The 20,731-nt window shown below is 65.6% G+C and carries 17 protein-coding genes and 1 pseudogene; 3 read left to right on the top strand and 15 right to left on the bottom strand.

Features of this window, described 5'->3' with window-relative positions; all coding sequences use genetic code 11:
- Positions 1–303 precede the first annotated feature (303 nt).
- The 8 genes and pseudogenes from lpdA to eno form a co-directional block, all read right to left on the bottom strand.
- Positions 304–1,732: pseudogene (lpdA, locus tag DES45_RS19400) on the bottom strand (dihydrolipoyl dehydrogenase).
- A gap of 124 nt (positions 1,733–1,856) precedes the next feature.
- Positions 1,857–3,305 (bottom strand): pyruvate dehydrogenase complex dihydrolipoamide acetyltransferase, encoded by a 1,449-nt coding sequence (locus tag DES45_RS19395; protein WP_114771696.1) that lies wholly within the window; start codon positions 3,303–3,305, stop codon positions 1,857–1,859.
- Positions 3,306–3,387: 82 nt separating this feature from the next.
- On the bottom strand, positions 3,388–3,684 hold the full coding sequence (locus DES45_RS19390; protein WP_114771695.1) for a DUF5076 domain-containing protein: 297 nt from the start codon (positions 3,682–3,684) through the stop codon (positions 3,388–3,390).
- Positions 3,685–3,688: 4 nt separating this feature from the next.
- Positions 3,689–5,140 (bottom strand): pyruvate dehydrogenase complex E1 component subunit beta, encoded by a 1,452-nt coding sequence (locus DES45_RS19385; protein ID WP_114771694.1) that lies wholly within the window; start codon positions 5,138–5,140, stop codon positions 3,689–3,691.
- A gap of 60 nt (positions 5,141–5,200) precedes the next feature.
- Complete coding sequence (gene pdhA / locus DES45_RS19380; RefSeq protein ID WP_114771693.1) at positions 5,201–6,262, bottom strand: pyruvate dehydrogenase (acetyl-transferring) E1 component subunit alpha; 1,062 nt, start codon at positions 6,260–6,262, stop codon at positions 5,201–5,203.
- A 167-nt stretch (positions 6,263–6,429) separates the two neighbouring features.
- Positions 6,430–6,747: an FtsB family cell division protein gene (locus DES45_RS19375; protein WP_114771692.1), complete on the bottom strand. Its 318-nt coding sequence runs from the start codon at positions 6,745–6,747 to the stop codon at positions 6,430–6,432.
- Between the two features lie 91 nt (positions 6,748–6,838).
- The gene (locus DES45_RS19370; RefSeq protein ID WP_114771691.1) at positions 6,839–7,534 is read right to left on the bottom strand and encodes a hypothetical protein; all 696 of its coding nucleotides are present in this window, start codon (positions 7,532–7,534) and stop codon (positions 6,839–6,841) included.
- Between the two features lie 125 nt (positions 7,535–7,659).
- Complete coding sequence (gene eno, locus DES45_RS19365; protein ID WP_114771690.1) at positions 7,660–8,943, bottom strand: phosphopyruvate hydratase; 1,284 nt, start codon at positions 8,941–8,943, stop codon at positions 7,660–7,662.
- Between the two features lie 129 nt (positions 8,944–9,072).
- Here eno and queF point away from each other — a divergent pair, with 129 nt between their 5' ends.
- Entirely contained in the window at positions 9,073–9,522 is a 450-nt protein-coding gene (gene queF / locus DES45_RS19360; RefSeq protein ID WP_425374298.1) for a preQ(1) synthase, read from the top strand.
- Here the strand turns inward: queF and DES45_RS19355 are convergent.
- From DES45_RS19355 to DES45_RS19340, 4 genes are all read right to left on the bottom strand, one after another.
- On the bottom strand, positions 9,507–10,676 hold the full coding sequence (locus DES45_RS19355; RefSeq protein ID WP_114771688.1) for an MFS transporter: 1,170 nt from the start codon (positions 10,674–10,676) through the stop codon (positions 9,507–9,509). The two genes, queF and DES45_RS19355, sit on opposite strands and share 16 nt — an antisense overlap.
- Before the next feature lie 135 nt (positions 10,677–10,811).
- Positions 10,812–11,660 (bottom strand): 3-deoxy-8-phosphooctulonate synthase, encoded by an 849-nt coding sequence (gene kdsA, locus DES45_RS19350; protein WP_114771687.1) that lies wholly within the window; start codon positions 11,658–11,660, stop codon positions 10,812–10,814.
- A gap of 150 nt (positions 11,661–11,810) precedes the next feature.
- On the bottom strand, positions 11,811–12,209 hold the full coding sequence (locus DES45_RS19345; RefSeq protein ID WP_114771817.1) for a DUF350 domain-containing protein: 399 nt from the start codon (positions 12,207–12,209) through the stop codon (positions 11,811–11,813).
- Positions 12,210–12,265: 56 nt separating this feature from the next.
- Positions 12,266–13,129: a VOC family protein gene (locus DES45_RS19340; protein ID WP_114771686.1), complete on the bottom strand. Its 864-nt coding sequence runs from the start codon at positions 13,127–13,129 to the stop codon at positions 12,266–12,268.
- 1,173 nt (positions 13,130–14,302) lie between these two features.
- Between DES45_RS19340 and DES45_RS25235 the strand changes: the two genes are divergently transcribed.
- A complete protein-coding gene (locus tag DES45_RS25235) occupies positions 14,303–15,547 on the top strand; it encodes a cadherin domain-containing protein (RefSeq protein ID WP_173947410.1) in 1,245 nt (414 codons plus the stop codon).
- Positions 15,548–15,641: 94 nt separating this feature from the next.
- Here the strand turns inward: DES45_RS25235 and DES45_RS19330 are convergent, their stop codons facing one another.
- The 3 genes from DES45_RS19330 to tpiA form a co-directional block, all read right to left on the bottom strand.
- Complete coding sequence (locus DES45_RS19330) at positions 15,642–17,270, bottom strand: CTP synthase (RefSeq protein ID WP_114771684.1); 1,629 nt, start codon at positions 17,268–17,270, stop codon at positions 15,642–15,644.
- Positions 17,271–17,373: 103 nt separating this feature from the next.
- Complete coding sequence (gene secG, locus DES45_RS19325) at positions 17,374–17,811, bottom strand: preprotein translocase subunit SecG (RefSeq protein WP_114771683.1); 438 nt, start codon at positions 17,809–17,811, stop codon at positions 17,374–17,376.
- A gap of 121 nt (positions 17,812–17,932) precedes the next feature.
- On the bottom strand, positions 17,933–18,700 hold the full coding sequence (gene tpiA, locus DES45_RS19320) for a triose-phosphate isomerase (RefSeq protein WP_114771682.1): 768 nt from the start codon (positions 18,698–18,700) through the stop codon (positions 17,933–17,935).
- 135 nt (positions 18,701–18,835) lie between these two features.
- On the opposite strand from tpiA, the gene DES45_RS19315 reads away from it, so the two are divergent.
- Positions 18,836–20,731 carry a SurA N-terminal domain-containing protein gene (locus DES45_RS19315; protein WP_114771681.1) on the top strand — a complete coding sequence of 632 codons (1,896 nt, stop codon included), beginning with the start codon at positions 18,836–18,838 and terminating at the stop codon, positions 20,729–20,731.

Raw genomic sequence — 20,731 nt, 5'->3', positions numbered from 1 at the left:
CACAGCCCCAACGGCGCCTGGCCGGAGCGAACCGGACAACATTCCCGGCAACCGCCTGCCTCAGGACGGCGGTGCCCCTTCGATTCCGGGTGGAAGCGAGCAGCCGAAGAACGACAGGCGCAAACGGGGCGATCTGGAGAAGCGACGCACCCATCTCCCTTCAGACCAATAGAAGCCGAGTATGGCCCTGCCTTCCGGCCTGTCGGCCCGGCAACGCCGCCAAAGAGAAAGGCCGGCAGGCTCCGCAAAGCCGACCGGCCTTTTTCACGTTCGATCTGCGCCCGTATTCAGAGGGCGGTTCCGTCAAATGTGGATCGCGCGTCCGTAGGCGTCCATGACGCTCTCGTGCATCATCTCGGAGAGCGTCGGGTGTGGGAACACCGCGTGGATCAGCTCCTCCTCGGTGGTCTCGAGGTTCATGGCGATCACGAAGCCCTGGATCAGCTCCGTCACCTCGGCGCCGACCATGTGCGCGCCGAGGAGCTGGCCGGTCTTCTTGTCGAAGATCGTCTTCACCATTCCGTCCGGCTCGCCGAGCGCGATCGCCTTGCCGTTGCCGACGAACGGGAAGCGGCCGACGCGGATGTCGTAACCCTGCTCCTTGGCCTTGGCCTCGGTGAGGCCGACGCTCGCGATCTGCGGCTGGCAGTAAGTGCAGCCCGGAATCTTGCCCTTGTCCATCGCGTGCGTATGCAGCCCCTTGATGGTCTCCACGCAGATCACGCCCTCGTGCTCGGCCTTGTGCGCCAGCATGGGAGGACCGGCCACGTCGCCGATGGCGTAGATCCCCGGCACGTTGGTGCGGCCGAGGCCGTCGGTCACGATGGTACCCCGGTCGGTCTTCACGCCGAGCTTCTCAAGGCCGAGATTTTCGATGTTGCCGACGACGCCCACGGCCGAGATCAGGCGCTCCGCCTGGATGGTCTGGATCGTCTTGCCGTCGTCGATGGTGGCGGAGACGCCGTTCGGACCCTTCTCGACCTTCGTGACCTTGGTGTTGGTGAAGATCTTGATGCCCTGCTTCTCGAAGCGCTTGCGGGCGATGCCGGCGATCTCCGCATCCTCGACGGGCAGGATCTGCGGCATCACCTCGACCACCGTCACGTCCACGCCCATGGTGCGGTAGAACGAGGCGAACTCGATGCCGATCGCGCCCGAGCCCATGACGATGAGCGATTTCGGCATGGCGGGCGGCACCATGGCCTCGAAATAGGTCCAGATCTGCTTGCCATCCGGCTCGATGCCCGGCAGCACGCGCGCCGGTCGCCACGATGATGTGCTTGGCGGAATAGGTGCCGGGCCCCAGCGCGCCCTTCGGGGCCGGATGCTGCGGCTGCATCGCGGGCTTCTTCGTGGTCGAGACCACGACCTCGCCCGGCTTGGAGATCACCGCCTCGCCGAAGATCACGTCGACCTTGTTCTTCTTCAAGAGCATGCCGACACCGCCGTTGAGGCGGCCCGAGACGCCGCGGGAGCGCTGCACTATGGCGCCCGCATCGAAGCCGATCTTCTCCGCCGAGAGACCGTAATCCTTGGCGTGCTCCATGTAATGGTAAATCTCGGCCGAGCGCAGCAGCGCCTTGGTCGGGATGCAGCCCCAGTTGAGGCAGATGCCGCCCAGATGCTCGCGCTCCACGACCGCGGTCTTGAACCCGAGCTGCCCGGCGCGGATCGCCGCCACGTAGCCGCCCGGCCCGCCGCCGATGACGATGATGTCGTATTGGTCTGCCATGGTGTCCCCACTCGTCATCCCGGCCGAGCAGAGCGAGAGCCGGGATCGCTATCAGGATAGGGCGCCAGTCTGGTCTTGCGATCCCGGCTCTGCGCTGACGCTCCGGCCGGGATGACGCATTCCCTTAAACCAGCATCCCCATCGGGTTCTCGATGAGCTGCTTGAACGCTGCCAACAGTTCCGCGCCCAGCGCGCCGTCCACGACCCGGTGGTCGCAGGAGAGCGTCACGGTCATGGCCTGGACGACGGTGGGTGCGCCGTTCTTCACGACGACCCGCTGCTCGCCCGCGCCGACAGCAAGGATCGTGCCCTGGGGCGGGTTGATGACGGCCTGGAAGTTCTTGATGCCGAACATTCCGAGGTTGGAAACCGCCGTGGAGCCTCCGGAATATTCCTCGGGCTTCAGGCGACGATTGCGTGCGCGGCCCGCCATGTCCTTCACCTCGGCCGAGATGGCCGTCAGCGTCTTCTGTTCCGCCTTGCGCACGACCGGTGTGAACAGGCCGCCTTCGATGGCGACGGCAACGCCCACATCCGAGTGCTTCATCTTCAGGATTCGGTCCTCGGCCCAGACCGCGTTGGCGGCCGGCACGCGCTGGAGCGCGATGGCGAGAGCCTTGATGACGAAGTCGTTGACCGAGAGCTTGTAGGCCGGCTTGCCGTCCTTGTCCTTCCCGGCCGCCGCGTTGATCTGCTCGCGCAGCGCCATTAGGGCGTCGAGCTCGCAGTCCAGCGACAGGTAGAAATGCGGCACCGTCTGCTTCGACTCGACGAGGCGCTTGGCAATGGTCTTGCGCATGCCATCGAGGGGCACCTCCTCGTAGGTGCCCGCCTCGAACATGGCCTTGACCTGATCGGCGCCCATGCTCGGAGCAAGCTGCGGTGCGGCAGGAGCCCTCGCGGCGGGTGCAGCAGCAGGAGCAGCGGCCGGGGCGGCAGGCTTGGCGCCTCCGCCCGCCATGGCGGCGCGCACGTCCTTCTCGACCACGCGCCCATGCGGGCCGGAGCCCTGGATTGACGCGACGTCGATGCCGGCTTCCTTGGCGATCCGCTTGGCGAGCGGCGAGGCGAAGACGCGGTTGCCGCCTTGGCTCTGCCCTGCCCCGTTCGGCTTCGCTGCGCCCTGTGCCTGGGCCGGGCCGCTCGGGGCCTGATCGACGCGGGCATACGACATGTGAGCTGAGGCGTCGCCTGGAATGGTGTTGGCTTGCGGCTGCGAGGCGGCTGCGGGTGCCGAGGGCGCTGGAGCCGGCGCTGCCTGCGGGGCAGGCGCGGAAGCTGCGGCGGGAGCGCCGCCGCCGGCCGGAGCCTGCACGCTCTTCGGGTCCTCGCCCTCGCCTGCGATCAGCGCGATGAGCTGGTTCACCGGAACGTCGGCGGTACCTTCGGGCACGAGGATCTTGGCGAGCACGCCTTCGTCGACGGCCTCCACCTCCATGGTGGCCTTGTCGGTTTCGATCTCGGCGATTACGTCGCCGGACTTGATCGTGTCGCCTTCTTTCTTAAGCCACTTGGCGAGGTTGCCCTTCTCCATCGTGGGAGACAGGGCGGGCATCAGGATATTGATGGGCATGGCGTATGGGATCCTGACCGAGAGTTGGAATTTTGTTTGCTGCACGCTCCGGGAAAACGCATCGGCGTCGTCCGGAGCGTGCTCAGTTGATGGCCTGCGTGGAGCCCGGGTCGCTCGGATCGTCGAGCTCGGCCTGGATGCCGGCGCTGATCTCGGCCATGGCCTCGTCCTCGGAGAGGTCGGTTTCCATGGCGTAGACGCGCGCGGCATGGCGGGCGAGATCAACGAGGAGCACGCCCCAGGTGAACGGATCGTCGAAGGCGCGGCGCAGCGCGACGCTGACCGCCCCATCGACCACCGAAGCCCTGAGGATCTCGACGCCGCCCTTCTCCAGGACGTCGGGCGGAACATTGAGGGCTTCGAATTTCCGTTCGGTCATGATGTCACCTGTAGCAAACGGCCTTCGCCGCCTGGACGACCTCCGCCACGGTCGGCAGGGCCAGCTTCTCGAGATTGGCCGCGTAGGGCATCGGCACGTCCTTGCCGGTGACGCGGATCACGGGCGCATCGAGATAGTCGAAGGCGTGCTCCATGATACGCGCGGCGATCTCGGCGCCCACGCCCGACTGGGGATAGCCCTCCTCCACCGTCACGCAGCGGCCGGTCTTCATGACCGAGGCCACGATGGTGTCGGTGTCCATCGGACGGATGGTGCGCAGGTCGATCACCTCGGCCTGGATGCCTTCCTTCTCGAGCTCCTGAGCCGCTTTCAGCGCATAGGTCATGCCGATCGAGAAGGACACGATGGTCACGTCCTTGCCCTCCCGGTGGATGCGCGCCTTGCCGATCGGCACCGTGAAGTCGTCGAGCTTCGGCACCGGGAACGACTGGCCGTAGAGGATCTCGTTCTCGAGGAAGATGACCGGGTTCGGGTCGCGGATGGCGCTCTTGAGCAGCCCCTTCGCGTCCGAGGCCGAATAGGGCGCGATCACCTTCAGGCCCGGCACGTTCGAATACCACGCCGAGAAGTCCTGGCTGTGCTGGGCCGCCACGCGGGCCGCCGCGCCGTTGGGACCGCGGAACACGATGGGCGCGCCGAGCTGGCCGCCGGACATGTAGAGGGTCTTGGCCGCCGAGTTGATGATCTGGTCGATCGCCTGCATGGCGAAGTTGAAGGTCATGAACTCGACGATGGGGCGCAGGCCCGTGAAGGCAGCGCCGACGCCGACGCCGGCGAAGCCGTGCTCGGTGATCGGTGTGTCGACCACGCGCTTCGGGCCGAACTCCTGCAGCAGGCCCTGGGTCACCTTGTAGGCGCCCTGGTACTCGGCGACCTCTTCGCCCATGACGAAGACGTTTCCGTCTTTGCGCATCTCCTCGGCCATGGCGTCGCGAAGGGCCTCGCGGACGGTCATGGTGACCATCTCGGTGCCTTCCGGGATCTCCGCCATGGCATCATGCGTCGTGCGGTTGGTGATCACCGCCGGGGCGGCGGGCTCCGCGACGGGCGTGACATCGGTGCCCTGGATGCCGTCCGGAGCCGGCCGTTGCGCCAACCCCTCCGCCTGCATGTCGGGGGTCGGGGCGGGCTGCGCTTCGGGAGCCGGAGCAGCCGGGGCGCGCGCCGAAGAGGCAGCGGCGGACACGTCCTCGCCCTCCCCCGCCAGGACGGCGATGGGGGTGTTCACGGCCACGTTGTCGGTGCCATCGGAGACCAGGATCTTGGCGAGGACGCCCTCGTCGATCGCCTCGACCTCCATGGTCGCCTTGTCGGTTTCGATTTCGGCCAGCACGTCGCCGGGCTTGACCTTGTCGCCTTCTTTTTTCAGCCATTTGGCCAGCTTGCCCTGCTCCATGGTGGGAGAAAGGGCGGGCATGAGAATATCGATCGCCATGGAAGACTCGTGTTCTGTGTCGCTGCGGCGAGAAAGGGGAAGCGACGCTTGCGGCGCCGCTTAGAGCAGAATGTCCGTGTAGAGCTCAGACGGATCGGGCTCCGGATCGTGCGTGGCGAACTCGGCCGCCTCGTTGACGATCTCGCGCACCCGGCTGTCGATGGCCTTCAGCTCGTCCTCGGACAGCTTCCAGCCCTCGAGGAGACGGCGGCGCACCTGCTCGATCGGGTCGTGCTCCTCACGCATGCGGGCGACCTCGTCCTTCGTGCGATACTTCGCCGGGTCGGACATGGAGTGGCCGCGATAGCGGTAGGTCTGCATCTCGAGGATGTAAGGCCCCTTGCCGGTGCGGGCATGCTCGATGGCGCGCTGGGCCGCCGCATAGACGGCCCGGACGTCCATGCCGTCGACCTGCTCGCCCGGAATACCGAACGAGACGCCGCGCTTGGAGAAGTCCGTCTGCGCCGAGGCGCGGGTCACCGCCGTGCCCATGGCGTAGCGGTTGTTCTCGATGATGTAGACGACGGGCAGCTTCCAGAGAGCCGCCATGTTGAAGCTCTCGTAGACCTGGCCCTGGTTGGCGGCACCATCACCGAAATAGGTCAGCGAGACGTTGCCGTTCTCGCGATAGTGGTTTGCGAAGGCGAGGCCCGTTCCGAGGGACACCTGGGCGCCGACGATGCCGTGGCCGCCGTAGAAGTGCTTTTCCTTCGAGAACATGTGCATGGAGCCGCCCTTGCCCTTCGACAGGCCGCCGCGACGTCCGGTGAGCTCGGCCATGACGCCCTTGGGGTCCATGCCGCAGGCCAGCATGTGGCCGTGGTCGCGATAGCCCGTGATGACCTGATCGCCCTCGCGGGTGGCCATCTGCATGCCGACGACGACGGCCTCCTGGCCGATATAGAGGTGGCAGAACCCGCCGATGAGGCCCATGCCGTACATCTGGCCGGACTTCTCCTCGAAGCGGCGGATCAGCAGCATGTCGTTGTAGGCGCTGAGATCCTGATCCTTGTCGAACTGTGGGGTATTGGGGGCGGCCTTACGTACCTGGCCTTTAGTGGAAGTGGACTTGTTAGCCGCGCCAGAACCGGCACGGCCCGCCTTGCGGGCAGCAACAGCCATCGGGTCCTCCGAAGGGTTTCCTCGACGAAAGTTGTAGCGCAGTCACAACCGGAAATCGAGAGGGTCGGAGGAGTGATTCAATACTACAGTGAATCGCCCAAGTCTTTGATGAATATATCAATTACAAGATTAACAAAAATCGAGTTAATTCGAAATTTGGGATAAGTTCACTGGTCTCCGGGAATGATCACGAGATCGTTGCGGTGCACACGTCCGAGCATGACGCGGGCGCGCTCCTCGAGCAGATCCCGGTCGATCTGGTCGCTGCGGAGCAGTGCGATGCGCCGCTCCCAGTCCTGACGCTCGGTTCTCACGGCTTCGAGCTCCTTCGTGAGTTCGGCCGCCTGCGCCTCGAACTGCTGCTGCGCCTCGATGCCGCGCGCGCCGGAATGGGCATGGTGCACGAAGTAGCCGACCACGCCGGCCGCGAAGCTGTAGAGCACCAGCGGGATCAGAAATCGACGTAAGCGCCTGCGGATGACCATGTAGGAAACCTTGCGCGGCCATGGACGATGGCCGGACGCCGACCATGGCACAGGCATGGTTAATGAGGGGTTGAAGCGTTGCTCGACGAAGTCACCGTGCGAGGCGCGCAACGATCTTCCAGAGAAGAATTCGGCGGGCCAATGCCGGCGGCACGTCCGACGATTTCAGAGCATAATCGTCGTCCTCGTTCACATATTTCGCTCTGATGTCGTCTGGAATGTCGGTGTAGAAGAGCCGGAGGTCTAGGTTGGGGAAAGTGCGCTGCAGCGGCTCCCCGAAGACCACCCCGCCATAGTCGCACTGGCAGGCCGAGAACAGGAAGGGCTGGCCAGCGGCGGTCTCCAGCTCCCGGAGGTTCATGCCCAGCCTGATTCCCTTGGCCGATCGCCAGGAACTCCGCCGCTCGGGATGGCGGAAGAAGTCGTTCTCGATGGTTACGGCCTGAGGTTTCGATGGACCTGGGAGACCCTCACATTCCTTCACGTTCTTTGGGTCGTCGCCCCAGTAGTCCTTCGTCATCGAGGCCCAGCTGACGAAGGCCTCATTGTCGGTTCCCGCGTAGATCAGGGTCCCGCAGTTATAGACGTCTTCCTCGACATGTTGCAGGACCCGCTTCACCTGCCCTTTCGGCAGGAGCGCCTTCAGCTGGGCCTCCGTCATGTCCTTCGTCACCGGTCCCGCACGCCTGCCCGGCTCGATCATGAAGTCGCTTGCCTCCGCTGCAGCCGAAAAGCTGAAACATGCTGCGATCAGGACCGAGCCGAGCACCCGGGCATCGAAGATCATGGTTCTGGCTCCGTCATCAGCAGTGCGCGAGATTTGTTATTATATATCTTTATATATCTAGAGCCGAGTCACGAAAAGGGCCGCTCGAGGCGGCCCTTCGGTTCAGATCATGATGCCGTCAAGGCTCACGCCAGCGCCTTGAGCGCCGCCCTGCCCGCGTAGCGCGCCTGGGAGCCCAGCTCCTCCTCGATGCGGATGAGCTGGTTGTACTTGGCCAGCCGGTCCGAGCGGGCGAGCGAACCGGTCTTGATCTGGCCGCAGTTCGTGGCGACCGCGAGATCCGCGATGGTGGAATCCTCCGTCTCGCCCGAGCGGTGGGACATCACGGCCGTGTAGCCGGCCCGGTGGGCCATATCGACAGCGGCCAGCGTCTCGGTCAGCGAGCCGATCTGGTTCACCTTCACGAGCAGCGAGTTGCCGACGCCCCGCTTGATGCCTTCGGACAGCCGGGTCACGTTGGTGACGAAGAGATCATCGCCCACGAGCTGGCACTTGGAGCCGACGAGGTCGGTCAGGATCTTCCAGCCCTCCCAGTCGTCCTCGCTCATGCCGTCCTCGATGGTCGCGATGGGATAGGCGGAGACGAGCTTGGCCAGATACTCGGCCTGCTGCTGCGGGTTCAGCTTCTGGCCGGTGCCCTCGTAGACATAGGCGCCGTTCTTGAAGAACTCGGTCGCGGCGCAATCGAGGCCGATGACGATGTCCTGGCCCGGCTTGTACCCGGCAGCCTCGATGGACTTCATGATGAAGTCGAGCGCGGCCTCTGCGGAGGGCAGGTTCGGGGCGAAGCCGCCCTCGTCGCCCACATTGGTGTTGTGGCCGGCGTCCTTCAGGCTCTTCTTCAGGGTATGGAAGATCTCGGAGCCCATGCGCACGGCCTCGGCGATGCTCGGAGCGCCGACCGGCATGACCATGAATTCCTGGAAGTCGATCGGGTTGTCCGCGTGGGCGCCGCCGTTGATGATGTTCATCATCGGCACGGGGAGAACCCGGGCCTGCGTGCCGCCCACATAGCGGTAGAGCGGCAGCGCCGCCGCATCGGCCGCGGCCTTGGCGACCGCCAGCGAGACGCCCAGGATGGCGTTGGCGCCGAGGCGGGCCTTGTTCGGTGTGCCGTCCAGCTCGAGCATCGTCTCGTCGATGAGGATCTGCTCCTCGGCATCGAGCCCGCCGATCGCGTCGAGGATCTCGCCGTTCACGGCCTCGATCGCCTTGAGCACGCCCTTGCCGAGATACTTGCTCTTGTCGCCGTCGCGAAGCTCGACCGCCTCGTGGGCGCCCGTCGAGGCGCCGGACGGAACCGCCGCGCGGCCCAGGGAGCCGTCCTCCAGGGTCACATCCACCTCGACCGTGGGATTGCCGCGGCTGTCGAGGATCTGGCGAGCGTGAACGTCGATGATGGCTGTCATGAAACGGGCTCCTGAGGGCTCAGCGGCCGCCGGTGCGGCCTCACGTCATGAAGGGGCTTATTGACCGAAATCCGCAGGTGAGCAAGGACGGGGCCAGCATTCACCACAACAGATCCAAGGACAATCACCGTGACGGACACCCATCTCCAGCTCGGGCAGGCGAGCGCCAGTCCCCGTTCCCCCGAGGAGGCCAAGCTCGACCGCGTGCCGAACCCGCACCAGGACACGGACTATCTCGCCCGCTTCACCGTGCCGGAATTCACATCGCTGTGCCCGGTCACCGGCCAGCCGGATTTCGCGATTCTCGTGATCGACTATGCGCCGGGCCCCTGGCTCGTCGAGTCGAAGTCCCTGAAGCTCTACATGCACAGCTTCCGCGACCACGGCGCCTTCCACGAGGATTGCACGATCGCCATCGGCAAGCGCCTCGCGGAGCTGCTGGAGCCCCGTTACCTGCGCATCGGCGGCTACTGGTACCCTCGCGGCGGCATCCCGATCGATGTCTTCTGGCAGACGGGCGAGCTACCGAAGAACCTCTGGCTCCCCGATCAGGGCGTAGCGCCCTACCGGGCGCGCTGAGGCGCGGGACGGCTCAGGACGAACGAGGCGACCAGGCCGACGCCGAGGATGATCACGGCCCCCACCGCCGTCGAGGCGGTGAGGCCGATCCCGCGCAGGCCCATGCCCATAATCACGACGCCGAGGGCCTGGCCGCAGAAGAACGAGAAGGCATGGAGCGCGACCGCCGAGGCGCGCGCCTGCGGAGCGACTTCCGTCACCTGGGCCTGGAAGGTGTTGTGGAGCATGTAGAACCCGAGGCCCATCAGCAGCAGGGCGACGGCATCGAGCTTCCAGTCGCCCCCGAAGCCGAGGACCACGAGGGCCGCGGCCGCGAAAAGCCCTCCGCCCACGAGGATCTTTCCGATCCCGAGACGCCTCAGCATCCATGTGACCAGCGCGGAATAGACCAAGCCGCCCACGGCGAAGCCGCCGATGGCGAAGCCGGCTTCCGCTGCGCCGCCCCCTCCCCGTTCCTCGAGGAGCGGGGCGATGTAGGGAAAGATGCCGAAGATCGCGATCGCCTCGACGAACACGAAGGCGAAGAGGGACAGCGCCCGTGGATTGGACAGGATGTCCCGGTAGCGCCGCAGGGCGTTGCCCATGTCGAACTTGCCGCCGGGCACGGCACCCCGGAACCCGACCACGGTCGCCGCCAGCGCGACGGCCATCATGGCGGTGGACAGCACGAAGACCCCGCGCCAGCCGACCAGTTCCGCCAGCAGCCCTGCGAAGGAGGAGCCGGCGAGCTGTCCGACGATGATGGCCACGAGATAGCGGCTGAGCGCGACCTGCCGGTGCGCCATATCGACCCTGTCGCCGATGAGCGCGATGGACAGGGGCACGGCTCCGCCCGCCGCCATTCCGGCAATGATGCGCAGGACGAACAGGCTGGTGGCGTCAGGCGCGAAGCAGGAGCTGGCAAGCGCCAGGAAGAGCAGCGAAAGCGCCACCTTCATGATCCGCTCCTTGCCCAGAGCGTCGCCGATCGGCCCCAGGACGGGCTGGATGAAGGCGTAAGGCAGCGCGAAGGCTGCCGACAGGAGCGCGATGGTCTGCGGGCTCGAATGCAGATCGCGGGCGATGATGCCGACCATGGGCTCGACCGCGCGGGACGAGAACGTCCCCGCAAAGCCGCTGGTCGCGAGGATGAGGATCAGATTGCGAGGAGACATCGAGAAGACTGGCGCCCTGGTCTGGTGGCCCGCGAAGCGGAGCCTGAAGGCTCCTTATCATGAGCCCGAGATAGGGCGACCGGCCTGAATGCAAAGCTGCCCCACCCTAAGGGCATGGGCGGCCCGGGAACTTGCTCAGCCTCTGCCCGCCTTGGCCAGCGCGTCGAAGGCCTTGAGCCGTCCGAGCAGAGCCTCGAGCTCCCGCAGAGGCACCATGTTGGGCCCATCGGACGGCGCCTTGTCCGGGTCCTGGTGCGTCTCGATGAACACGCCGGCGACGCCCACCGCTACGGCGGCGCGGGCCAGAACCGGCACGAACTCGCGCTGGCCGCCCGAGGTCGCACCCTTGCCGCCGGGCTGCTGTACCGAATGGGTCGCGTCGAAGATCACCGGCGCGCCGGTCTCGGCCATGATCGGCAACGACCGCATGTCCGACACCAGCGTGTTGTAACCGAAGGAGGCTCCGCGCTCGGTCAGCATCACGTTCGGGTTCCCGGCCGCCCTCACCTTCTCGGCCACGTTGGCCATGTCCCAGGGAGCCAGGAACTGGCCCTTCTTGACGTTCACCACCCGGCCGGTCCTGGCGGCAGCGACCAGCAGATCGGTCTGACGGCACAGGAAGGCCGGGATCTGGAGGATGTCCGCCACCTCGCCCACGGGAGCGCATTGCTCATTCTCGTGCACATCGGTGATGACGGGCAGCCCGAGGCGCTCCTTCACCTCGGCGAAGACCGACAGCGCCTTGTCGAGCCCGATGCCGCGGGCGCTGGAGATCGACGTCCGGTTCGCCTTGTCGAAGGACGACTTGTAGACGAGACCGATCCCGAGCCTCCCTGCCATCTCCTTGAGGGCCGAGGCCGTTTCGAGCGCGTGGTCGCGGCTCTCCATGGCGCAGGGCCCGGCGATGATGCTGAGCGGCAGGTGGTTGCCGAAGCGGACGGAGCCGGCCTCGACGACGGCGGAACGGGATGCGGTGTCGGTCATGCGCGCTCCCCTAGCCTTTTTGGGGCCGGACGGGAAGTGTTTCGGTGTCATTCCAGACCGAAGCGAAGCGGAGGGGAAGGGAATCCATGGCGCCACGCGGATCAATGGATCCCCTTCCCGGCTCTTCGAGCCGCCGGGGATGACACTAGGTCAGAACGTCATCGCGGCCGCGTTGATGATTCCGGCCGACAGGGAGGCGGCGCCCAGGAAAAGCGCGGCCGCCATCTCGCCGGCGGCGATGCGCTGGGACAGGTTCGGCATGATGATGCGCACGAGCCAGTAGACCAGGATCTGCACCGCGAGCGCCACGAGCCCCCAGACAAGGCAGTCGACGATGGTCTGCGCATGCACGATGGCGCTCGCCAGCGGAAGCGCGAAGCCCACGAGGCTGAAGCCGAGCGCCGTCGCGGCCGAGATCACGTTCTGCCGGATCAGCGCGAACTCGTTGTGCATGGTGGCGAGCGTGTAGATGGCGAGGTAGAGCGCCACGAGCACGGTCGCGAGGACGAAGAAGACCAGGAAACTGGTCAGGTCCGCCAAATAGGTCATGTTGTCGAAGGCCCCCAAAGCCGCTTTTGATCGTTTTTCGCGAATCGCACCCGATACTACGTTGCCTCGAAGGCGATCGCGACACCGAAAGCGGCGCTCGCCGGCACGACGAGCCGGCTGCCGATATGCTGGTAGGGAACCTCGGCGGCATCGAGCCACCGGGCCTGCCGTCCGATATCCTCGACACGGACGGAAAACGCCGCCAGCGACGGCTGGCCCGGATCGACCTCGACCGAGCCGAACACCTCCGCGGCGTCGTCGGGCGTCATCACGTCGAGGCGCGCGTCCCGCAGCGGAAACGAGAGATCGTGGTCGACGATCCGCTCCGGGTCCGAACCGGTGAAGGCGGCGAGAAACGTGCGGTGCTGCTCCGGGTGCGAGGCCACGAAGGCGATGGCCGCGATATCGACAGCCTTGTTGTCGTGGCGCTGGAATTCCGGATTCCAGAAATTCTCCGGATAGTGCTGCTGGCAGACGAAGAACGCCGCCTGGGGCGCGGCCTCGTCGCGGGCGAAGGCGAGCGTGAAGGCCACATGGGTCGGCGTTCCGTCTGGGCGACGCCCGCGCCGCTCGAAGAAGAACGCCTCGAAGGATCCGATGCCCTTCTGCGCGAAGGAAGCCGCATCCGCCTTGGCGTCGTCGCTGTCGAGGACCAGCATCGCAAGGCCCTCGCGCTGCTCGAGGTAGTCGCGGACGAAGGCCCCGAAGCTGAAGGTCCCCTCCCCGTGCGGCGAGATCTCCGCATCCTCGCCGACGGTGATCAGCTCGATGAACGAGGACCCGAACTGCACCAGCCGGTTCTCGGTGCCCCAGGGGTGCCGGTTGCGCGCCCCGACCTGGAAGCCGAGGCGCTGATACAGGCCCGACGCCTCGTCGAGATCGTGGACGGCGACGACGAGGTGATCGATGCGGCGCGGCATGGGCACTACCTAACGGAACTCTGCCATGTCACGGATATCGCGCAAGGCGCGAGCACGGCAAGGGGCGGTGTAGGCACAAGCGTTGGATTTCCAACGGAGATCCGGTGCTTGGGCCGAAATGAACGGGACGGTGGATTTCGACCTCGCTATAGGTCGCGGAACCGGGCTCCCCCTTGAATGGGGAGTTGTTGGCGGGAGCGGCGGGTTTATAAGTCTGGTGACGTAACGTTGTTTCTGGATCTCGTGCGGATCGGCTTAGAGCTACCTCGGGCCGTAGCCGCACAGGAGCCGGGACCAGCCTCATATCCGCGGCATGCCTGAACCGCCGCATCGATCCAACGGAGGAATGCCGCCATGCCAACGAACTATGTCATCAACGCCCAGAACACCCGCGAGATCGCCAATGGCAACGGGCTTACCTTGGCAACAGGCGATACCGTCATTGTTGAGCAGGGAGGGTGGGTTAAAGCCGTTGCGCCTGGGCCTGGCGACGGCATCGCGATCACAGATCTTACCAACAGAGTAGTCGTCAACGGCCTAGTCGAAAGCGACAACAGGAACGGCATTGGTATAGGCGCAGCAGGCGGTGCAGTTACGGTTGGAGCAGGTGGAGAAGTACGAGGGATAGCTTCGGGGATATTCTCAACAGGATCGACCGCAATATGGAATTATGGAAAAATATCCGATACTGAACAAGTCAATCCTGCATTCAAGACGGCGATTACTGTTTCTTCAAATGCAAGTATGTTTTCGTTGTTCAATGTCGGAGAACTGATAGGAAGCCTTAATTCATTTTCTAGGCTTAGTAATATTGTCAATTCAGGTCTAATACAAGGACAAGTTAACTGTGGGGCTGGATCTGATGTTTATGATGGCCGATCTGGAACCGTAACCGGCTCTGTCTCACTCGGTGGTGGGGAGGACGTTGCTTATGGAGGAGTGAGCGGTGAAACCTTTCTTGATGGCATCGGAAACGATTTCTACGACGGCGGAGAAGGATTCGATACCGTCGTCTTTGAAGGTCTAGACGCGATTGTAGTCGATCTTCGGCTAACGGACCGGCAAGATACGGGACATGGTTTAGAGACGTTGCGCAATGTTGAGAATCTCTCGATCCAATATACTAGCGCAGGCCAGGCAATTACTTTCATCGGCAATGACGTTGAGAATGTCTTGAGGACTGGGGTGGGCGCCGACAGGCTCGAGGGTGGGGGCGGCAACGACACGCTGGACGGCAGCTATGGCAACGACATTCTGAACGGCGGCGACGGCTTCGATACGGTCGTGTTCCAGGACGCCGAAGCGGACGGGCAATCCGTCTTCGTCAATATGGCCAACAAGGACTATGCGAACAACACCTACGGGGCCGACACCTACATCAGCATCGAGGCGCTGATCGGCACCTCGTTCGGCGATCACTTGATCGGCAATGCCGACGCCAACACCTTCACCGGGGGCAAGGGCAACGACACGCTGGACGGCGGCGGCGGGGTCAACACGGCCGTGTTCTCCGGCCGCGCGAGCGACTACACCGTCACAAAGAACGGCGCCACGATCACGGTCCAGCACAACAACAACGGCCAGGACGGCACCGACACCCTGACCAACATCCGCTTCGCCAGGTTCAGCGACAAGACCGTGGCGCTGATCAACAGCGCGCCGGCTTCCGTGGGCCTGTCCAACATGAGCGTGGCCGAGAACGCCGCCAACGCGGTGGTGGGGCAGCTTGCCGCCACCGATGCGGACGGGGATGCGGTCAGCTACAGCCTCGCGGCCGATCCGGACGGGGTGTTCGCCATCCGCGACGGCGAGCTGGTGGTCACCCGCGCGCTCGACTTCGAGGCCAAGACGCAGCACGCCGTCACCGTCACGGCCAAAGACGCCTGGGGCGGCGAGACCACCCAGAGCTTCACCATCACTGTCACCGACCTGCTCGACACCACGCCCGGCACCCCGACCAACCCTGGTACTCCCGGCACGCCAGGGGCGGTGAACCTGGTGCTGCGTGGCACATCGGGTGCCAACACGCTCACCGGGCAGGCGGGCAACGACACGCTCTATGGCGGGGCTGGCAAGGACGTGCTCACGGGTGGGGCCGGAGGCGACGTGTTCGTGTTCGACACGCGGCCCAACAACCGCACCAACGTAGACTCGATCACCGACTTCAACGCGGCGGACGACACGATCTGGCTGAAGAAGAGTGGCGTGTTCACGAAGATCGCCAAGAAGGGGGCGCTGGAGGCGAAGGCGTTCTATGCCGGCAGCAAGGCGCACGATGCGAGCGACCGCATCGTCTACAACAAGAAGACGGGCGTGCTCTACTACGACGAGGACGGCTCGGGCGCGAAGGCTGCCATCGCCATCGCCAAGCTCACCAACAAGCCCACCCTCACCAAAGCGGACTTCTTCGTGATCTGACGGAGCGGCGAGGTCAGACTAGAAAAAGCCTCGCGATGCAGCGGCATCGCGAGGCTCTTCTTTTCAACCTGAAGGAAGTCCCTGCCCTCCCGGCTCACACCAGCCGGCTCTGCTCCACGGCGGCGTGGATGAAGCTCGTGAAGAGCGGGTGCGGCTCGAAGGGGCGGGATTTCAGCTCGGGATGGTACTGCACGCCGATGAACCACGGATGGTCGGCATACTCGACGATCTCCGGCAGGATGCCATCCGGCGACACGCCGGAGAAGCGCAGGCCCTTCTCCTCCAGGCGTTCGCGATAGGACATGTTGACCTCGTACCGGTGGCGGTGGCGCTCGGAGATCTCGGTGCCGCCGTAGATCTCGGCCACCTTGCTGCCGGGCGCGAGGGTGGCCTGATAGGCGCCGAGACGCATGGTGCCGCCGAGGTCGCCGCCGGCCGCACGCTTCTCGAGCTCGTTGCCGCGCAGCCATTCCGTGAGGAGACCGACCACGGGCTCAGGGGTCGGGCCGAACTCGGTGGAGCTCGCCTCCTCGATTCCGGCGAGAGAGCGGGCAGCCTCGATCACGGCCATCTGCATGCCGAAGCAGATGCCGAAATACGGCACCTTGCGCTCGCGGGCGAAGCGGGCGGCGCGGATCTTGCCTTCGGCGCCGCGCTGGCCGAAGCCGCCCGGCACCATGATCCCGTGGATGCCCTCCAGGAACGGAGCCGGATCCTCGCGCTCGAAGATCTCGCTCTCGATCCAGTGCAGGTTCACCTTCACCTGGTTGGCGATGCCGCCATGATGGAGCGACTCGATCAGGGACTTATAGGCGTCCTTGAGGCCCGTGTACTTGCCGACGACGGCGATGTTAACCTCGCCCTCCGGGTTGTGGACGCGGGAGGAGATCCGGGTCCAGCGGCTGAGGTCCGGCGCGGGCGCGTTCTCGATCCCGAAGGCGGCGAGGATCTCGCTGTCGAGACCGGCCTCGTGATAGGCCAGCGGCACGTCGTAGATCGAGGGCGCGTCGCGGGCCTCGATCACGGCCGTCTCGCGCACATTGCAGAACAGCGCCAGCTTGCGCCGCTCGTCGCGAGGAATCTCCCGGTCGGTGCGGCAGAGCAGGATATCCGGCTGGATGCCGATGGAGCGCAGCTCCGCCACCGAGTGCTGGGTCGGCTTGGTCTTCAGCTCGCCCGCGGACGGAATGTAGGGCAGCAGGGTCAGGTGAGTGTAGATCGCCTGCCCCCGGGGCAGATCGTTGCCGAGCTGGCGGATCGCTTCGAAGAACGGCAGGCCCTCGATGTCGCCCACCGTGCCGCCGATTTCGACGAGAACGAAGTCGAAGCCTTCGTTCCCGGTGAGGACGAAGTCCTTGATGGCGTTCGTCACGTGCGGAATCACCTGGATCGTGGCGCCGAGGTAGTCGCCGCGCCGCTCCTTGGTGATGATGTCAAGATAGATCCGGCCCGTGGTGATGTTGTCGGCCCGCGAGGCCGGCACGCCCGTGAAGCGCTCGTAGTGGCCGAGGTCCAGGTCCGTCTCGGCCCCGTCGTCGGTGACGAAGACCTCACCGTGCTGGTAGGGGCTCATGGTCCCCGGGTCGACGTTGAGATATGGGTCGAGCTTGCGAAGCCTGACCTTGTAGCCGCGAGCTTGGAGAAGCGCTCCCAGGGCCGCCGAAGCCAGGCCCTTGCCGAGCGAAGACACCACGCCGCCGGTGATGAATACGTACCGCGTCATGGACCCCTATCCATAAAGAAGGAGCGCCGATTCGCAACAACGAACCCGGCCGCTCGATTGCCATCAACAAAAAGAGAGGGCCGGAAGCCCGGCCCTTTTCGCCTTACTGAGACTGGGGCACCTGAGGCGCTGTCGGTGCCGGGGCTGGTGCCGCCGGAGCCGGCGCGCCGGGCGCCGGTGCGGGCTGTTCGCCCTGCATCCGCTGGAGCTGCTCAAGGACGTTGCCGCCCTGGGGGGCGGCCGGAGCCTGCTGGCCCGCCGGAGCAGCCGGGGCGCCGCCGTCGAAGATCGAGCGCGGGGCACGGCTGGTGGCGGCCATGATCGTCAGCGCGAGGCTCGTCACGAAGAACAGGGCAGCCAGGATGGCGGTCGCCCGGGTCAGCGCGTTCGCCTGGCCGCGGCCGGTCATGAAGCCGGACACGCCGCCGCTCCCGCCTCCGCCGCCGAGACCCATGCCGCCGCCTTCGGAGCGCTGCAGGAGCACCACGCCGATCAGGGCGAGCACGATGATCAGGTGGACAATGATGAGAACTGTTTGCATCGTTCCAAAAACCTCAAGCGGCCGCGCCGGCAGGCGTCAGCCGCTCGTAATCGTTCGTTGGGCGGCCTGTAGCATAGGTGGTTGCAGGATCAAAGACCCGCAAGCACCTTTTGCATGGGGGCTATTCCAGATACGCGCCCGCAATCGCCAGGAAGTCGGCCGCCACGAGGCTGGCGCCGCCCACGAGGGCGCCGTTCACGTTCTCGACCGCCATCAGCTCGGTCGCATTGGAGGGCTTCACGGAGCCGCCGTAGAGGATCCGCACCCGTGCGGAATCGGCCTTGCCGACCAAGCGCTTGAGCTCGTCGCGGATCAGGGCGTGGACTTCGGCCACGTCGGCGCTCGTCGGAGTGAGTCCCGTCCCGATCGCCCAGACGGGCTCGTAGGCCACCACGAGGTTCTGGCTGTTCGAATCGACCGGGGTCGAGCCGCGCAGCTGCTTCTTGACCACGCTCAGGGCGCGTCCGGCCTCGCGCTCCTCGCGGGTCTCGCCGATGCAGACGATGGCCGTGAGCCCGGCCCGGTGGGCGGCGACCGCCTTGGCGCAGACGTCCACGTCCTTCTCGCCATGGTACTGGCGCCGCTCGGAGTGCCCGACGATCACGTAGGTTGCCCCGGCATCCGCCAGCATCTCGGCCGAGACATTGCCGGTAAAGGCGCCCGACTCTTTGGCATGGCAGTCCTGCCCGCCGATGGCGACGCGGGACCCGACCGCCTGGAGTGCGAGGGGGCCGACGAGCGTGGCCGGCGGGCAGACGGCTAGGTCGACCTTGGCCTTGAGGCCCGGGGTATAGCCGGCATGAATCTCGTCCAGAACCTTGGCGGAGGACTTCAGCCCGTTCATTTTCCAGTTGCCCGCCACCAGCGGGCGCGGCCGATCGACGCTCATTCACGCTCTCCTGTCACGCTTGATAGATTGGCACTAGCAGAGGCTCAGGTGGGCTTTCAACCAGACTTGCCCTTTTCGACGGGCCCCTGATCGGTTATCGGCGTCTTTAACGAGTTTTAAGCGAGACGGGTTCAAATGCTCCGAGGAATGCGCAAGGCCGGCCAGAGCGTGGTCGGCAAGATCATCGCCACCATCCTGTTCGGCATTCTGATCGTCAGTTTCGCCATCTGGGGCATCGGCGACATTTTCCGCACGACGGCCCCGAGCACCGTCGCCAAGGTCGGCGACACGGAGATCTCGGTCAACCAGTTCCGGAACGCCTACAACAACGAGCTCCAGCGGCTCGGCCGCCAGTTCCGGACGGTCATCACCCCGCAGCAGGCCAAGGCGTTCGGCCTGGACCAGCAGGTCCTGTCCACCCTCGTGACCGAGGCCGTCATGGGCGAGCAGGCCCGCAAGCTGGGCCTCAGCGTTTCCGACCAGCTCGTCGCCCGCTCCGTCATGGACGATCCGAACTTCAAGGGCGCCGACGGCCAGTTCAACCGCGCCCTGTTCGACCAGGTGCTCCGCAATGCCAGCCTGTCCGAAACCGGCTTCGTGCAGGAGCAGCGGCTCGCCATGACCCGGATTCACCTGGCCGAGGCCCTCGCGGGCGACCTGACCGTGCCGCTCGCCGCCCGCGAGGCGATGAACCGCTACACGAACGAGCGCCGCACGGCCTCCTATTTCGTGCTGACCCCGCAGATGGCGGGCGACATCCCTGCCCCGACGGACGAGCAGCTCCAGACCTTCTACAACGAGCGCAAGAGCGCCTATCAGGCGCCGGAATTCCGCGCCGTTTCGGTGCTGGCGCTCACGCCGGCCGCCATCGCCAAGCCGGAGAGCGTTTCGGACGCGGATGCCCGCCAGCGCTACGAGCAGGAAAAGGCCAAGTTCGGCACCCCCGAGCGCCGCACGATCCAGCAGATCACCTTCCCGACGATGGAGGAGGCCGAGGCGGCCTTCAACAAGATCAAGGAAGGCGCCACCTTCGAGTCCGTCGCGACCGAGCGCAACATCGAGCCCAAGGACCTGGATCTCGGCACCTTCGCCAAGTCGGAGATGCTCGACCAGACCGTGGCCGACGCGGCCTTCTCCCTCGAGCAGGGCGCGACCAGCGGCCCGGTCGCCGGCCGCTTCGGACCGGTTCTCGTCCGGGTGACCCAAATCCAGCCGGAATCGGTCAAGCCTTTCGAGGAAGTGTCGGCCGACGTGCGCAACGAGCTGGCCCAGGCCCGCGCCCGCAGCGAGATCGAGACGATCCACGATGCCATCGAGGACCTGCGCGCAGGCGCCCGTCCGCTCGCCGAGATCGCTAAGGAGAAGGGCCTGAACATCGTCCAGGTGCCGGCGGTCGACGCCCAGGGTCTCGACAGGGCCGGCAACCCGGTCGACATCCCGGATCGGGATGCCGTCGTGAAGGCCGCCTTCGCGTCCGATATCGGCGCCGACAACGAAGCCCTGCGCTCGAACGGCGGCTACATCTGGTACGACGTGACCGGGGTCGAGCCCGCCCGCGAGAAAACCCTCGCAGAGGTTCGCGACCAGGTTTCGGCCCAGTGGCGCGACGACCAGATCGCCCAGAAGCTGTCCGAGAAGGCCCGCGGCCTGACCGAGCGCCTGCAGAAGGGCGAAGCGATCGAGGCCGTGGCTCAGGAGAGCGGCGCACCGGTCAAGACCGCCAGCGACCTCGCCCGCAACGCCGCCAAGGACGACCTGACGGCGGAAGCCGTGGCCCGCGTCTTCGCGGTCCCGGTCGGCCAGGCGGCCAATGCGGCCAACGGCACGGATTCCCGCGCCGTCTTCAAGGTGACGGGAGCCACCGTGCCGCCGCTCGTGACGACCACGCAGGAGGCGCAGAACATCGAGAACCAGCTCCGCAACGGGATGAGCAACGACCTGATCAACCAGTACATCGCCCAGATCCGCCAGGACCTCGGCGTGACGATCAACCAGCAGGCGCTGCGCCAGGCCACGGGGGGCGAAATCTGA

This window comes from Microvirga subterranea (assembly GCF_003350535.1).
Taxonomy (GTDB): Bacteria; Pseudomonadota; Alphaproteobacteria; order Rhizobiales; family Beijerinckiaceae; genus Microvirga; species Microvirga subterranea.
The sequence above is the reverse complement of the archived record's forward strand: the minus strand, read 5'-3'. Positions and strand labels throughout refer to the sequence as shown.